Genomic DNA, 16,097 nt, shown 5'->3' with positions numbered 1-16,097 from the left:
CAGTGGGAGCAGAATAACGTATATCGAAAAATTATTGAACTAATTACTATCTCACCAATCGAATCCTTATTTGAGTATATAAATTCACTAAAGAATATTTACCTCAAGCAAATTGGATATGAAATTGTTCGTGAAAATCTTTACAAGTTATTTGTCAAGAATAAATCGGTAAGTTTTTTTATAGACTTAGCTAATCAAAGTAGAGATAATATTATCAAAAATTATTGTTATCGAACCGCAGTGCTTGTTGCGCGTATTACGGGTAAATCTACAGATTTAAAACTTACAGGAGATGGTTCAAGAATTAACGAGCCTAAATTTTTAGACAGTAAGACTGCTACTCATGAAATCGTTCATTCACAGATTTCTACTATGGAACAGGCAGGAAAATTATTAGTTGATACTTTGGAAGATTTTAGTATCAATGCCAAGTATATTAATGCCAAAACTGGTCCTACTTTTAACCGCATTAAGGTAAAACTGGGACGGGGTGTTATACCATTTCACGAAAAGCCTGATACAAATAAAGCATCAAGAATAAAATCCCAACCTGTAATAGAAGCAACGATTGATGTGTTTAATTGTTCCAATCGCTTCCAAATAAATTCTCTTAATTCATCTAAAGTTGAGAAGCTTTCCCAAGTTAAATGCCTTTTAACCTCCTCCCACAATCTTTCAATTGGATTAACTTGAGGTGTATGCGGAGGCTGAAATAACAAAACTATATTTTCTGGTAGTTTGAGATGCTGACTAAAATGAAACGCTCCATTATCTAACTGAAGAATATGTATATCTTGAGAATAAGTCTCTGAGAATTTTTCTAAAAAAATATTGAAACAAGCTGTATTTAAATGAGAGAATTCCCAAATAAAATGCTCTCCAGTTAATGGTTCTACTAATCCATATAAATAAAAATTATCCCGCTTCCATTGCATAATGCCGATGGGCTTGACTCCTTTTGTCGTAATTAATCTCCCAGGTTCAGTCTTCAACCCCACACGGCTTTCGTTTCCACACCAATATCTAATTTTTTTTTGTTTATCGACTGGTGCTATGATGTGTTTTTTAATTACTTCTAGGTATTGTGGCAGTTTTTTTTAAATTCCAATTCTGCTTCACTATCGTATTTGACACCTACGGCTCGCGGTACTTTTAGCTTCGCTTTCATTTGATAGCGCACTGTGTCGTGTACTACTTTATATGATGCTTCTATCCCTTCCACTGCTTTTAACCAAGTTCGTATTTCTTCATAACTTTTAAATCCCTGTGGCTGTTGAAGTTCTCTGTCTAGCTGCTCTCTTGCTTGTAAGTTAATCATTGGCGGTCTTCCTGGACTCTTTTTCGTTGACAATAAACCTTTTATTCCTGATTCGGTATAGTCCTTCAACCATCTTTGTACCGTTACCCTTGCTCTCCCTAGCACCACCGCTACATCCTGTATTGTTTTTACATGACCTATTTTCAGCAAATACAACGCTTGAATCCGTTCACGACTTGATACTATTTTTTGTTTTCTCAGCAGTTCCTGTAATTCTTCTGCTGACTCATATATTTCTACTTTGGTGACTCCAGCCATCTTTGCTCGTTGATATTTATTCCTTCTTTATCTGTATCATAGTTTTAGTGAATTGGTATCACCACTAGAAATGGCGTCTGAACTACCAGTGATAGTAACTATCAATGAGCAGCAGCAACGGAAGCAAAATTTGATGAACCTAAGCACGAGAAAATTACAGCGTTTTTGCTCCAAAGCTTCGATCCCAGGCTATTCTGCTTATTTGAAGCGAGGCAAGGAAGCGTTGGTTGATTTTCTTTTAGGTTTGTCGGTTGATAGCAGTCAGGTTGTTGAGTCTTTGCAAATAGGAAGCTAGTTGCTAGACTACCCCGGCGATACCAGGGGATTGAACTAGGAGGATTTTTTTAGTTCGGACGATGATTCCTGCAGTACTCCTGTGAAGTTACCACATCACAAAAAACCACCCCTTTGGGATGGGATGGTTTTTTGCTCTATTAATCTTGTCTTATTTATTGGGGTTGGGTTGCTAAAATGCGTTCTATGCTTCTTGGGGATAGTGTTGGCAATCCCCTCCGCGTGGCTTCTTCAGCTACTTGCATATGGTGATGGTGCTTTGAACGACTGGGTTTTCGGTTCTTGCTCCACTCGCTAATTTCAACGATCTTGCTCTCTTGTGTACTTTTGCACTTCTTAGGTCTGCCTACGTTTACACCTAATACCTCATTAGCTTTTGCGATCGCCGAATCCCAGGTTTCTGATGTGATGGTACTTGATGTCCATCTTTTCTTCCACTTTGCTATTGATTTTTCGGTTACACCAATCTCTTCCGCTAAGGCTACATATTTTTTGCCTTCGTCTAGTCCTAGCAGAATTTTCGCTCTTTTACTAACTTCATCGCTACTCGTTGCTGCTATGTGCTCTAGTGCTTGTTTTTCAATAGGATTTAATATCTGAAGACGAGGCATCTAAAATTTACCCCTCTTTACTGTACAATTTTGCCAAATGGAATGAAGCCTGATATACTCTTTTATAACGTACATTTGTAGCGTACATACTTTCTAAAAATTCATTTAAAGCCCTGCTCGTAACAGGGCTTTAAGGAAAAAACAACTCCACCTGTTATTAGTACAGGACGGAACTTTGTTTTGTCGATTCAATAATCCATAACTATCATATCATGATTACACCCACCTTCTCAAATCTTCCCTTAGATAGTTGTTTTTCTCCCGGATGCCAAGACACCACATATTTCTTCAGTAGTATTAGGGAGAAGCATTTAAAGAAAAGCGAGCGCTGTATTCGGTTATCGTGAATGCTCGACATACTTGTGGAGAAAGCAACCCTTTAGGAGTTAGCTAAGGAGCGTGCATCTTTTTTTCAGGTAAATGCCTTAGCTCTAAATGCTCTAGTAATGAGACTTTTCTACATCAAAAAATTCCTTCGATAGTTTTCCTGGTAGGTAATTTTTTGTTATCTACAAAGCCTAACATTTTTTAATCATGTTGTTTTTGCTGATAGGTGGTAGAGCTAGAAGTTTTACTGTCTAAATTTTTCTGTTTTTCGTGCTTGTCTTTTAAAGACTTAAATTTCTCTTCAAATTGTTTGTAACCCGGTGTAGAAATATGTCTGAGATACATAATCCGGATATTGTATATATTTCTCCTTCAGAATTGGTTGTTCATCCGAACCTGATAGAAATATACGGTGAAAATGAGAGCCGCCCTGCTTTGGAAAAAAGCATCTCTGAACTAGGGATTCTCGAATCTTTGAAGGTTTCAGCACGTACTGGTGTAAATGTTGTCCTGGCGGGTAAGTGTCGGCTCCAGATAGCCCGCAAGCTGGGAATCAGCTTAGTGAAGGTGGAATTTGTCGAGTCAAACTCGCCTGAAGAGGATTTGAAGCTAGTACTTGACTTTAATCTCCATCGAGAAGGTGGGAAGACTCATTTCCAGAAGTTTCACGAAGGGCAGTACTGGGAGAGCGTACTTCGTCCCTTAGCTAAAGAAAGACAAAGGGAGAGCGCTCGCCGTTTGAATCAGCCGAATGATTCAAATTTGAATCATTCGATAAATGAAAGTAACTCTCAATTAAAAAAGGGTAAGCGAGTGATTCAGGAGGTTTCGGACAATCTAAATATAAGTGTTGGTAGTTATCACAAGGGCAAGAAAGTATTTGATTTTATTTTGCAATTACGAAAAGTTCAAAAATTTAGGGCGGCTGTTGCGCTGGAGAAGGAGTTTAACCGGAGTATTGATGCAGCGTACAAGTTTGTTTGCGATCAAGATATCTGTAACCAGGTGATAGAGCTAATTGAGGCGGGTAGTTGCTGTAGTGTTGAGGATGGTATTGCTTGGATGCGGAATGGTGAACGCAATCCATTTCGGCATTTTAAGCTTGACCATGTGTATCAATTCAAGAACAGACTGCGCCCTGAGTTGGAAATCGTGGGACGTGTTATTGGTATAACTAACGAATTTGTTGTGTTTGGATTTAGAAATTTGGTGAATATGTCTGTTGAAGTTGTGAATCTACGTCCGCGACAGATTGATGCCCAGTTGCAAGATGAACCATCTGCGGAACAGAGGAAGAGGATATTTCGCTTGATGCAGAAATTTAGTGATGTTTTCCCGGTTCAGGTGTCTTTGGCGGAGTTGTTGAAACTTCCAAATTTGACTGATAAAGAGGAGGTTCTGTTGCGAGTGTATGAGTCGGATGTATTTGAAAAAACTTGGGAGGATTATAGGAAGCAGATAAAAGCAATGGAATCTACAAATAGAAATAGGGATAATATTCGTGCTGCGTAGGTAGCGTCAGAAAGCTAATCTAGCAGAGAATATATCCCGATAATAACGTTAATTACTAGATTAGCAGCTAAATACTTATTGCGGTACGAGTTCACAAATTTAGTGGATGCCGAACTCGTATGAAGATATGTGACTTTTTTTTGCTTTTAAATTCAGTGGTGGAGTATGAGTAATTTTATCTCCACCAGCCGTACCAAACCCTGTCCTGTGTGTGGTGATACTCGCGGGCGCTGTCGAGAACTGCGAGACGATCCCAACAAGTTCCTCTGCATGACCGTTACCGATGGGTACAGTACTCCTCCTGGGTTTACCTTTCGGGGGTTAACCAAAGATGGAACGTGGGGAGTTATCACCCGCGATATGGGAAAAGCTGATAACGAAGCCCGCCACGAGTGGATTTCGCGATGGCGACACCTTAAAGCTGAACGTCTTAAAGCTGAAAAAGAGCGTTTATCTCGCCTACTCCCGGAACCCGACCGAGACAAACACATCCGAAATATCTTTTCCCAACTGTCGTTATTCCCAGACCATCGCGATGACCTACGCCGACGGGGACTCTCGGATGACCTAATTAAGGCGGGAATGTTTCGGTCGGTGGTTTCGTGGCAAAAACTCGACCGGGAGGTATCGCACCAACTTGCAGGTGTAGGTATTTCAGGGAGGAGTTTGACCAACTTTGATTCGGGTTATCTTGTTCCAGTGTGGAATGAGAAATTAGAAATTGTCAGTTGGCAGTTGCGCCTTGATAATCCTGACAAGGATGAAGGGAAGTATCGGTGGGCGTCGAGTCGATTTAAAAAAAAGCGCCCTAACGGTCCTACCTCTCATTTGTCTAATGGGGAATTACCCCTTACCTATTGTTTGCCGATAACTGGGAGGTGTGGTGATAGTCATATAAGTAATTTTGAGGTGACTAACCCGCAGTCCAATTTATTGCCTGTTGGTGATGCTTTTTCTCTACCTCAATATATTGGACTTGCCGAGGGTATTCTCAAACCGTGGATTATTTCCCAACTGCGATCGCAGATTGTAATTGGTGCTGCAGGTGGTAATTTCGGGTCATCGCCTGAAACTTTCAAGCGCTACTTGTTAGCAGCAAAAGCCCAATTGGGAATTGATAATTGTCAATTGATTCTCTGGGCGGATGCCGGGGCGGTTCTCAACAAGAACGTGATGCGTCAGTACCGCCGTACTTATGAGTTGGTTACTCGCTGGGGTTATACCTTAAGGGTGGCTTGGTGGGGACAACTCGATAAATCCTGTGCTGATCCGGATGAGTATGCTGGTAAGTACGAGTTGCTCACCTGGGCGCAGTTTGAGGGTTTATCGAGAAATCCTTCTCGCTTTTGGGATGACGTAAAATACCAGATCTTGAAAATCAAACGGTTGGTTCGCCCCCACCGGGGATTCCAACAACAAAAGCGTCAGTACCGACAAGAGCAAACTGCGACAACTATTATATATATCCCTGGCGAGTTACCCACTCCCGACGAATATATCCAACTTGGTTGTCCCAAGATTATTTACCAGGGGGACGAGCGCGTTAGTATCTGGAAGGAAGCCGTCGCCAAGGGTTGGCAACATATATTAGATAAGTCTGCTCCTGGGTTGGGTAAGTCTCACACCGCGGGCAGTATGAAGGCATCTGAATTTAACTTACACCAACTGTGGTATTTAGCTTGTGACCATCGCAATCCAACAACATTCACAGTCGAGCAGAACTTTGTAGATTTGCCTCCCCGCCATAACGGGTTAGCTTATGACCATGACAGACTTACACCTATGGGGCAACCTTTTTTGGTGCATCCAACGGGAACTTACGTTGGTAAGTTATTTCCTTCTAACTGTCATCGTACTCCCATTTTCCGTGCCTTGGGGTCGAAAAATGTAGCTAATATTGAAAACTCCTCTAATCCAATTTGTCTTAGCTGCCACCTTTACAATGCCTGTCGCAGTAACAGGGGTATGGGATTTGGTTATAGGTATGAACGCTACTCTGTATTTGGCTATTCTCAAGTACGTGCCCATCCCGATAGTTTGCCTAACTGTGATGATTATGAATATTCTGAGTGTGGTGCATTCTGGGATGAAGCTTCACTGGTTATGCTCACGCGCAAAAAAATTGAAGTTAGTATAAGTGATTTCAATCAAATGGCTGGTGAGTTAGCTGTAGCCGCGCCGTTCCTATTTACAAAACTTAAACCTATATTTGAGAGATTAAGGTTTCTGCTTTGGCCAGAAGAGTACGGGTTCGGGATGTTGTGGGCAAACGATACTACTCTACCAACTCGTAACGTCTCTTCGCCCAAGCCGACAAGCTTGTCCACACGAGTGGCTCCTCGTTATGGCTATAACGATACAGCTATTCGTCAGATGTTGGGAGAGATACCACAAGATATTACTGATATAATCTCCGAGGTTGAACTTGCTCTACGTCCGGATTTATCTTTCCTGCTCTCAGCTCCAGATAATATAGATGCCAGTACCGGGACTAAAACGGAGAAAATAACATCGCGGCGTATAAATAAACTTCTTAGAGGTCAAACTTATACTGAAGCTAAAGAGCAAATCAACCAGGTACTGCTCAACTGGTTGGTTCCTCTACTTGAAGTATGGGCAAACTATATTAGAGGGTCGTTTCATTTTGATAAAGGTATACTTTCTGTACATTTAGAAGATAATCGCCACCGGGAAGTGGCAACTGCGACTAAGTTTAATATTTACCTCGATGGCACCTTGGATGTGCGCTATTTAGCGCTGAAATTGGAAGTGGGAGTAGAAAATATCCTCGTTATCTCGCAGCTTGTGCCAAGCTATGACAACTTGACAGTTGTCCACGTTACTGATATGGGCTTGTTGGGTCGCGATAGACGCGATTCGCTTTTACAGAGAGTGGCAGCGCTAAGAGAAACTATTACCAATAAGTACTTGGGTTTGTCGGTTGCTATTATTGAACGTAAAGCTTTTGCACAAACAGGCGATGGGTATCACTTCCGCGACGGGCGGGGAATTAACCGTTTTGCGGATGTCAATGTACTGGTGAGTTTGGGTATTCCGTATCCAAATATTGGAGAGTTGGCAGCCGAGTATCAAGTATTGACTGGAGTCGTACCGGATATATCAGTTGAGAAATCCCCACTTAAAGAAGAAAACCTGGCAGCAAAGTTCTCTGACCTCAACTTCCAAGAATTTGTTGATAGTTTGGTTCGTGCTGAAATTCTCCAAGAGTCAGGTCGTTTGCGAGCGCACCTGCGTTCCGAAGAGGAATTAATCTATTACTTTGTGGGGGATTTCGATGTCGGATTCCTACAAGAGGAATTACCTGGGTGCAAATTCCAAAGAGTGCGGGCGATTGAGATAGATTGGCGGGCTGCTGAGTGTGGCGAACAAACCAAGTTTGTTTTAACCAAGGCGATCGCCAGACAAATATTATCGGGGAATGAGAAACCGACGCAGCAGGATGTTGTTGATGAAATTGCTCAAGCGTTACCAAAGGGGAAGGCAATCAAGCAATCAAGGGTATCTCAAATTGTGAAAGAACATATGTCCCACATTGGGGGGTGGAACCAATTGCGGGTATTGATTGCGAAGCTACTTGAAAGAGTTACACAAGAGCGAGGCGAACAAGTTCTCTCTAGTGATGAAAGTTGGTTGGCAAAAATTTACTTCCCTCTGCTGGGTGAAGAGTCTCCCGTGGAGGCGATAGTAAACCTCATTCAGGTTGCCCAGGTGGTGGGTACTCGCTTTGGAGCAATTCTTCAATATGTATCTCTTGATGTGCGATCGCAATTGTTGAGCCATGCCTTCGCTGTCATGGCAGATATTGGGGTGGGGATAGATTGGTTGGTTGAGGAGTTAATGCCCCTATGGAATAGTTCTTGATTAATTTTGAATTAATCATTTTAAATTTATCACTTCTGATTGGTGAGTAGCTTTGCCCTAAACCTTGGCGTGTTGGTATTTTAATTGCCTTAGGTGGAATTGTTACTTACTGACTGGATATCGCTCCGCGTGAACTACCCACCACGCTCACGGAGTACTGTTATAGTGAGGGATGTACACTTGAGCTTCATATCGTTTGGGACTGTAATCGGCAAGTCTAACCGCATACGTCAACTGGGTAGAGCAACGGATGAGGCAATTAACCGAGGTATTGCCTTTGCTCTTGAGTCAATGACTGAGTGCGATTGGTCTACTACCCGAGTGATTTGTATCGACAACAAGTGCATCAAGGCTATCGCAATTGCAGATATCGTGCCTGCTATCAAGGAAGCTTTAGGAATTACCAATTAAATTTAACTTTTTATAGGGTTGTAATTTGCGTGCTTAAATGAATTACCAGCTTACTTTACTTACAAAAAATATTAATTTTGTATAGAAGTTCTTAAATATTTCCCTTGACCTGGGGTAAAATTATTACTTTTGTATAAAAATACTAAACACAAAATTAATAATTTTATCTCTGATAAATCAGGAGTATGTGTTCATTAGATATTTATCTAACTGATGCTAAATTTTGAGTTAAAAATTATTAGTTTTGTAGAAAAATACTTGATACAAAACTAATAATATTATTTAGTTTTATAGTTAATTTGTTATAGTTTTTCTCTGAAATCGGCTTAGTGTTTGATATTTTAAAAATAGTTTTATATATCTATAAACGGGGAATTGAATTTACATTTAATACTAAAGTTACAAAGCAAATTAAATATTAGTTTGTTTTTCTTTCTAGTTTGGATTGGGATACTGAGGGTAGTTTCTGAGCAAACTATCCTAACTTATGGCTGATGACTAGTATTTATATTCAGAATTGATAAATTTTATCTATTCCCCTTAATTGGAGTGTTGTCAGGAAATATTTTCATGCAGGTTGTGTACGAACACGACTCTTGTGAAATTATAGTACCTCCAAGCTTTGGGACTGAAATTTGCTTATCTCAATTCGTTGTCAACTTTAATAGACAATTTTTCTTTCAAAACTTCTTAAATATGGCTCGTACTAATATTAAAAGGAATCATCCTATGTCTGATAATAATGAACAACAGCAGCAGGACAATCAACAACATCAGGTTGAAGAAAAAACAAAGAGACTTGTCATTGTTACTGGTGATAAAGGTGGTGTTGGGAAGAGTACCTTTTCACGAGGCTTGCTTCAGCTTTATATTGATAAAAATCTTTTTTGTATTGCTTATGATGCTGACCAGCGTAATAATCAATTACGCCGACATCATGAAAAATTCAACCCTGGTTTAGTTCGTTGTATTAATGTATTTGATAGAGGAAAAGCAGACCAATTATTAATAGACTTGGAAGCAGAAACTTTTCCATTAGTTTTACTTGATTTACCAGCTCAATCAGGCGGAGTTTTTGAATTATTTGTGAAAGAGCTATCTTTCTTTGATACGCTGGCAAATGAACTTGGCTACAGAGTTACTATGGTGTCGGTTATTAATCGACTTCGTGACTCTGTAAACATTTTAAATGCTTTACATAAATACTGTGAAAACAAAGTTGATTATGTAGTTGTTAAAAACCTGTTTTTTGGAGATAAGGAAAAATTTGGTCGCTATGATGGATCTCCTATTCGTGAAACATTACTTGGCAAAGGTTTAGTAGAAGTTTTAATGCCTGAGTTAATTGATTATTGCTATGATTTCATTGATGAAAATGATTTAACTTTTAGGCAAGCTTCTTCTAAAGATTTTGGTTCTCTTCTTGCTGTTAGGGCAAGAGTTAAGTCGTGGTTGGATGATTTTGAAGAAAAATTAAAGCCAGCTCATAACTTGCTGGGTTTTAATTGCGAGCAATTGCCTGAAGGATTTTCACATACTGTGAAAGAACATGAAAGCGAGAAAGCTACTGTAGACGACAAAGCTCAAAATGCTGCATAACCTATATGTTTAGAAGACGATTTATCATTACAATGGGTGATTCGCGTGTTGGTAAGTCTACAGTTTCTAGATTGTTGTTGGAATTGTATAAGAAGCATGATTTAAATATTCGTGCTTTTTACCATGGTCAGCGTCCTGGTGACTTGTCTAATCAGCTATCAGTCTATGATAAATTAGGCTTTAATATTAGGCATTTAGGACTGAATAGAGGTGATTCTGACCTTTTATTAAACGAACTGGAAATGTTTTCAGAAATTGATTTGGCATTTACTGATATGCCAGGTCAGAATCTATTGGATTTTTTTCGATTTGAGAAGGAAATATATTTTCTAGAAAATTTGAGTTCTTTAGGCTATCGTGCCACTTTTATTCATCCTATTTCAAACCGCAGAGATTGTGTTAAGTACTTGCAATCTCTCTATCATATTTTTAGTAGTCACGCTGATTATTTAGTAGTGAAAAATCAACATTTTGGGGATGGTTTTAAGTACTATGATGGGACTCAAATTCAGGAAGATATTAACAAGTTAGATGGGATAGAACTGATATTGCCTAAGCTCGAAGATTATGTTTACCAAGATTTAGAAGATACAAATTTACCTTACGGTATTGCTATTACTCCGGAGTCAGATATGCAAGTATTATATCGCTCGCTGGTATTTAACTGGATGGATAATTTTCATGATACTGTCATGAATCACAAGGTTGCTCCGGTATATTTAGGCTTGAAAAGAGACCCTACTGAATTAACTCATCAAGAAGCCAGTTTCTAAAATATTTCTTATTATTATCAGCTTATTTGATTGCTATTTTATGACTGATACTAAAAATGTACCCACAGAAAATAATCCTAGTAAAGAGCAATTAGAGAAAGAGTATATAGAAGAGTTGATAGCCAAGTCGGGTATGAAGCCATCTGACCCTTTGTTTAAGTTATGGGCGCAGATTGGTACTACTCAATATGCGATTATGCAGCTACCTGCTAAACTTGATAGTGTGATAGCTGGCTGGACGCTCAAGGTTGATAACAAATTAAGTGATGCGGCTGAGGTGGCGATAATTCAGCAGCAGGCTGCAATAGCTAAAGCAGCGCAAGAGTTGGTAAGAAATACTAAAGAATTTACTCCCCTTAAAAGTGAGAAAGGTGTTCCTGTTGGGTTAGGTTTGTCTGATGTCAGCCACTTTAATTTAGCGACTATTGGTTTTGTCTTTGGCTGCGTCCTGGCGTTGGGTGCGGCTATAGGGGCTTTTACTTTCAATATGGCTATAGCATCCCAATTGAGTGCTAAATCTCCTGCTGTGCCAAATTTGAAGCCTGAAGACGCTAAACTTTTAGAGTGGGCTAAATCTAAAGAAGGACGCGATGCTAGACAAATTTATACCGAGAATGCTGGCATTATTCAAGCCTGTCGTAAGGGTAATAATCCGGGCGGTTGTATAATTGACGCTAAAGTTGAGAAATAGCTGATTACGCAGTGAAAAATTCGCAGTTATTGTAATCGGGAACGAATTCTTTCGCTTCTGTGTATACTTCTTCAGTTAAGTCTTCTGGGCAGAGTATTCCTAGTTTTAAAGCTTCACATACAGCTTTTCCTCTAGTAGGTCTATGTTTTTCGTCTTTTTCTGGTTTGTCGAGCTTACTGATTATTCGACGAGCGTGCGAACGTACAGTACTAATTTCCACACAGAGTTTGTTAGCCATTTCCTCATAGGTTAGTCCTTTGGCTAGCAATTTTAGGACTTCACACTCTCGTTGTGTTATCTTGTTTTCGGGAGTATCTTCAGTATTAGGCTCCCACATTGCCTGCGCTACAATTGTGTGTATTGTGCTATCAATCCAAGATTCACCTTTGTAGGTAGTTACAACAGCTTCGATAATTTTACTTTCGACATTGTTTTTGCTGTAAAAGGAAGTTGCCCCTTTTTTAAATACTTCTTTGACTATCTTTTTCTCACAACTTCCTGTTGTAACAATAATTTTAATTCTGTTTGAGTAGACTTTTCTGATTTCTTCAACTACTTGTACGCCACTGATGTCAGGTAGTCCGATATCTACAATTACTACATCTGGCTCTGTATTTTTAATTATGCTTAGAGCTTCTTTTCCGTATCCTGTTTCTCCACATACCTTAATTTTGTTGCTTCCTTCTAGTACAGTTTTTAAACCAAGTCTGAATATATTTTGGTCTTCTACTATGACGGTTTTAATAAATTTCATTTGAGAAATATTTTTGATGACACCGTGATAATACTTCTAACATTCCTTTCAACCCTGTGCTGAGACTTGACAAAATTTATACACAAATAGCTATTAACTTCATTACTTTTTTATACTGTAAACGCGACTTCATTTCCCCAATTGGCGAAATTGACGAAGATACGCTCCTGATGGGGACGCATTAATCTACACAAAACGCGCAACCCTCCCCAAATCGAGCGGCATTTTTCGTGAAAGCTTGACAATTTTTTCTAAGAAACCGCTCGGTTTGGGGCACTTCACGAGTAATCGTGGAGCGTAGAACGAGTAACCGTAAAAGGGTTGCGCGTTTTGTGCAGTTTTTTCCACGGGATAGGGTGTGGTCAAAACCTATTGGTGAAGGAATGGACAAGGGAAGAACACTTGTATGTCCAGAGTTGTCTGACGGCCGGTTTCCTCCGATTGCAGGGAGCACACTGCCCTTGGCAATCGCCATTATTGAGGGTATAGAAAACAGAGCCGCACAAGGTCACTATCAAGTTGAACGTTTTATGTTTAATTAAGTTAACCTACTTATGCAGCTTGAAAATACTCTGACCCGTACTTCTGTTGTAGTTGTACGACTGCTTCTTAGTCAATATCACCCAGCCAGTCAAAATTAGCAAAAAACTCTTTGAAAACCTCTTTCAAATACTCTTTTGAAAACTAGTGAACATCTGGTGCATCATGTTCATAACTATCAATTAGAAACTTTTCTAGCTCAATTTCTAACTCTTGCTTTCTATTAACTGGCAGTAACGATTTAGCTTCTTTTAAAGATAAAGGAAAGTCTAAATAAGGATGACCTTTCGCTAAGTAAGAATCACCCAATTGCTCTAAACTATCAAGCACAATAGAACGGGCAAAATACTTATCTTGTGGATGTAAATAGACACCATCTAGTTCTGAGCCCACTAGCATCATCGCGCTCGCTAACAAGGCATACCACCCAGCCCTTCGGGTTCACAGATCTCTGCGGAGGGAAACCCTCCTCTAGGGATGGGGTGAACTTTAGACAAAGCCGTAGAACCGTCCAAACCGCCCACCTAATTAATTAGTTTTGTGTCCGGATTTGTCCGGATTGGCGGTTTGACCGCCCTAATAGATCAACTTTAAAGACCAACTCAAGGGTAAAGGTTGCCCGGCTTAGGAGAGGATTAATGTAGCGGCTGATTCACCGTCAAACGCGCGATTTTCCGGGACAGTGCCAACTCTCCATACCACGGCGGTTGTATGATCTACGCTTAAGTTGAGATAACATTATCTCAAAATTACCAAACAAAACTGATATAACATTATCTCAGGATTGAGAGTGAGAAATGTAGTTAGCCAACAAAGAAAAATGACCATGCCAGTCAATTTAATCCTTTCCATTGAGACAAACGCTGGAGGGGTAGCTAAAAGTACTGTTTCGTACAATCTTGCTTACGAGTTAGGTGTTCGTGGCTATTCAGTTGCGCTACTAGACATCGACCCTAATGAATCATTGACATTGTTTTGTGGACTAAGAGAAGTTGAAGCACCAGGAACGATGGCTGATGTATATAACCATGAGTTCAAAGGGAATTGGCCTTTAGTTACAGCTTGGCAGGGGAAAACTGACAAAATTCAGGTTTGTAAGGGCGGAAAAGAATTGCACGAGACAATTCGGATGATTTCAAAGGATCTACGCGGAGCTTATATCCTTGCAGATAGGCTTAGTGATTACCCCTTATCTCACGATTTTGTGATTATCGATTGTCCCGCCACCTTGGAGCCTTTACCACTAACTGCTCTTTCAACCTCTACTCATGTATTAATTCCGATTCAACCCGAATACAAGGCGTCCCAAAGCGCTGCTGCAATGATTGAGTGGTACTATGACAACTGCAAGCGGCTGAGATTGAAACCAGCTCCGAAAATCATTGGTATGGTCCCCACTCGTTGGAAAAGTGACTGGGGAGCACATAGAAGTATTGTTGAGGAACTGCCACTAGTCTGTAAAAATCTAGGAATTCAGTACTTTAGTCCAATCCGCGAGTCGGCAGACATTTTAAACGCATCCGGTAGAGGCTTACCCTTAGGGATTTACAGACCAGGTAGAGAGGCCAGAGCAGACTTTCTGCCTATAGTTGATGCACTAATTCAAGAACTTAAGGTAATGAGAGGTCAATAGATGCCAAAGTCAAACAAACCAAGTGTCCTGGGAATGTTTGCTGGAGCTACTGGTTCACAGCAGATATTTGAACTAGAAGAACGGATAGAACAGCTGCAAGCAGAGATTACTAGATTGAGAGATGAACGGGTAAATGGAGAGCTTGCTGAACAAGAACGTACGCGACTCAATCAGACTATTGAAGAACTGCGAGAACAACTCAAAGCATCTGGTATTTTTAAAATTCACTATAGTCAAGTTAAACCCAATCCTAAGCAGGTAAGGCAAACATTTACACCGGATAGCATCCACAGCATAGCAGTTTCAATTAGAGAAGAGGGGCAACAAGAACCAATTATTTTACTTCCAGGAAATCTCATCTTTGATGGAGAGCGGAGATGGAGAGCAGTTGGACAATATTTGCAGCCGGAAATTCAAACGCTGGATGCAGTCATGTTACCGAAGGAACTCTCCGACTCGGAATTACATGCACTGACACTATTAACTAGTCTTCACCGAGAGGGTTTGAATGAGCTAGATTTAGCTGAGGGTTTGATTCAACAAGCTAAGTTAGCTTTTGAAATTGAGCAAGAAGAGGTTGTCAAGGCAGTTAGGAGAGTTATTGCCAGATTAAATGCAAAAAAACTTTTACCTCAATTAACTGAATTAGTTAGTGCAACAAGAGTTGAGCAGTCAGAGCGCATCAAAGAATTTGAGTTAAACGATACTGAGCGTAATGTCTTTCTGCTATTGCTACGTTTTCAACAAAATCCAGCGTCTGTAGATGCAAACGTCTTTCCTTGCTTACGGCTTCCAGAAGATTTAAAGACTGCGATTCGAGGATCAGGACTTGGTGCTAACCATGCTCGCTCGCTTCAACAACTGAATCCTAAAAATTTAGGAATCGAGGAAACTGAGGCTACAAAAATTCGACAAAATGCCACTTTGCAAGTTTTGCAAGAAAGGCTAACAGTGGCTCAAACTCGTTCTCTAGTTACCAAAATTATTGCTGAACATACTCCTGAAAAAAAACCGAAGCCAAACCACCAAATTAGTTCTCTAATTCGAGCTGTTTCAGCAACTAAGGTAGATAATATTCAGCAGGAGCAACTCTTCGATTTACTTTCTGCATTAGAGGCCAAGGCTGAAGAAATTCAGAAGAAACTGAGAGATACCACTAATTGAAAAGCCAAAGTCCTACCTGGAATATCAGTTCCTCGATATCTTCATCCATCTTCGAGTGCAGCCATCTAAGAAGCGCTCGTCAATACTCGTCTCTGGCTAGCAATAAAGCTTTGAACGTCAACTCGCCGTCGAGTTGAATCTCCTTGCGTTTACGCTTGCGCGAGAGTTTCTGCATCATTTGAGAGTCGCAGCTAACCCCAGCTTCTACCAACACCTCCACAATATTGGGATTATCAGGTTTAATTGATAATGGGGTATAAGTGGGGGCTATAGATACCCCAAAAATTAATAACAACTTTTTTAGCAAAATTAACCCCTATACAGGGTATA

The 16,097-nt window shown here is 40.2% G+C and carries 15 protein-coding genes; 9 read left to right on the top strand and 6 right to left on the bottom strand.

Translation table 11 applies throughout. The annotated features are described in order from the left end of the window. Nucleotides 1–503: 503 nt before the first annotated feature. Together MAS10914_RS32405 and MAS10914_RS0100815 are read right to left on the bottom strand one after the other, a co-directional pair. Nucleotides 504–1,028: an IS630 family transposase gene (locus MAS10914_RS32405; protein WP_033364704.1), complete on the bottom strand. Its 525-nt coding sequence runs from the start codon at nt 1,026–1,028 to the stop codon at nt 504–506. Nucleotides 1,029–1,075: 47 nt separating this feature from the next. Beyond that, the gene (locus tag MAS10914_RS0100815) at nt 1,076–1,576 is read right to left on the bottom strand and encodes a helix-turn-helix domain-containing protein (RefSeq protein ID WP_017314015.1); all 501 of its coding nucleotides are present in this window, start codon (nt 1,574–1,576) and stop codon (nt 1,076–1,078) included. A gap of 70 nt (nt 1,577–1,646) precedes the next feature. Here MAS10914_RS0100815 and MAS10914_RS0100810 point away from each other — a divergent pair, with 70 nt between their 5' ends. After that, nucleotides 1,647–1,871, top strand: a complete 225-nt coding sequence (locus MAS10914_RS0100810; RefSeq protein WP_017314014.1) for a hypothetical protein — start codon at nt 1,647–1,649, stop codon at nt 1,869–1,871. A gap of 154 nt (nt 1,872–2,025) precedes the next feature. Here MAS10914_RS0100810 and MAS10914_RS0100805 read toward each other — a convergent pair whose 3' ends face one another. Continuing rightward, nucleotides 2,026–2,481 (bottom strand): helix-turn-helix domain-containing protein, encoded by a 456-nt coding sequence (locus MAS10914_RS0100805; protein WP_017314013.1) that lies wholly within the window; start codon nt 2,479–2,481, stop codon nt 2,026–2,028. 657 nt (nt 2,482–3,138) lie between these two features. Between MAS10914_RS0100805 and MAS10914_RS0100800 the strand changes: the two genes are divergently transcribed. The 6 genes from MAS10914_RS0100800 to MAS10914_RS0100775 all read left to right on the top strand — a co-directional run bounded on the left by MAS10914_RS0100800 (nt 3,139) and on the right by MAS10914_RS0100775 (nt 11,676). Further along, nucleotides 3,139–4,320 carry a ParB N-terminal domain-containing protein gene (locus tag MAS10914_RS0100800; RefSeq protein WP_017314012.1) on the top strand — a complete coding sequence of 394 codons (1,182 nt, stop codon included), beginning with the start codon at nt 3,139–3,141 and terminating at the stop codon, nt 4,318–4,320. A gap of 165 nt (nt 4,321–4,485) precedes the next feature. Next, nucleotides 4,486–8,202 (top strand): hypothetical protein, encoded by a 3,717-nt coding sequence (locus MAS10914_RS0100795; protein ID WP_156818054.1) that lies wholly within the window; start codon nt 4,486–4,488, stop codon nt 8,200–8,202. A 180-nt stretch (nt 8,203–8,382) separates the two neighbouring features. After that, complete coding sequence (locus MAS10914_RS0100790; RefSeq protein WP_156818053.1) at nt 8,383–8,613, top strand: hypothetical protein; 231 nt, start codon at nt 8,383–8,385, stop codon at nt 8,611–8,613. A gap of 570 nt (nt 8,614–9,183) precedes the next feature. Next, the gene (locus tag MAS10914_RS29180) at nt 9,184–10,212 is read left to right on the top strand and encodes a P-loop NTPase family protein (protein WP_017314009.1); all 1,029 of its coding nucleotides are present in this window, start codon (nt 9,184–9,186) and stop codon (nt 10,210–10,212) included. A gap of 32 nt (nt 10,213–10,244) precedes the next feature. Beyond that, nucleotides 10,245–10,985 (top strand): hypothetical protein, encoded by a 741-nt coding sequence (locus MAS10914_RS0100780; protein ID WP_017314008.1) that lies wholly within the window; start codon nt 10,245–10,247, stop codon nt 10,983–10,985. A gap of 40 nt (nt 10,986–11,025) precedes the next feature. Then, entirely contained in the window at nt 11,026–11,676 is a 651-nt protein-coding gene (locus MAS10914_RS0100775) for a DUF6753 family protein (RefSeq protein WP_017314007.1), read from the top strand. A 4-nt stretch (nt 11,677–11,680) separates the two neighbouring features. Here MAS10914_RS0100775 and MAS10914_RS0100770 read toward each other — a convergent pair whose 3' ends face one another. Continuing rightward, nucleotides 11,681–12,430: a response regulator transcription factor gene (locus MAS10914_RS0100770; protein ID WP_017314006.1), complete on the bottom strand. Its 750-nt coding sequence runs from the start codon at nt 12,428–12,430 to the stop codon at nt 11,681–11,683. Between the two features lie 684 nt (nt 12,431–13,114). Then, nucleotides 13,115–13,372, bottom strand: coding sequence for a hypothetical protein (locus MAS10914_RS31900; RefSeq protein ID WP_198014944.1), 258 nt, complete (start codon nt 13,370–13,372; stop codon nt 13,115–13,117). A gap of 424 nt (nt 13,373–13,796) precedes the next feature. Between MAS10914_RS31900 and MAS10914_RS0100755 the strand changes: the two genes are divergently transcribed. Both MAS10914_RS0100755 and MAS10914_RS0100750 read left to right on the top strand, forming a co-directional pair. After that, nucleotides 13,797–14,603: a ParA family protein gene (locus MAS10914_RS0100755; RefSeq protein WP_017314003.1), complete on the top strand. Its 807-nt coding sequence runs from the start codon at nt 13,797–13,799 to the stop codon at nt 14,601–14,603. Continuing rightward, nucleotides 14,604–15,767: a ParB/RepB/Spo0J family partition protein gene (locus MAS10914_RS0100750; protein ID WP_017314002.1), complete on the top strand. Its 1,164-nt coding sequence runs from the start codon at nt 14,604–14,606 to the stop codon at nt 15,765–15,767. A 79-nt stretch (nt 15,768–15,846) separates the two neighbouring features. On the opposite strand, the gene MAS10914_RS0100745 is transcribed toward MAS10914_RS0100750, so the two are convergent. After that, nucleotides 15,847–16,074, bottom strand: a complete 228-nt coding sequence (locus MAS10914_RS0100745) for a hypothetical protein (protein WP_017314001.1) — start codon at nt 16,072–16,074, stop codon at nt 15,847–15,849. Nucleotides 16,075–16,097: the final 23 nt, after the last annotated feature.

It is taken from the genome of Mastigocladopsis repens PCC 10914 (genome assembly GCF_000315565.1).
GTDB classification, from domain to species: Bacteria; Cyanobacteriota; Cyanobacteriia; order Cyanobacteriales; family Nostocaceae; genus Mastigocladopsis; species Mastigocladopsis repens.
Note: the sequence above shows the minus strand (reverse complement) of the source record. Positions and strands in the feature narration are given on the sequence as shown.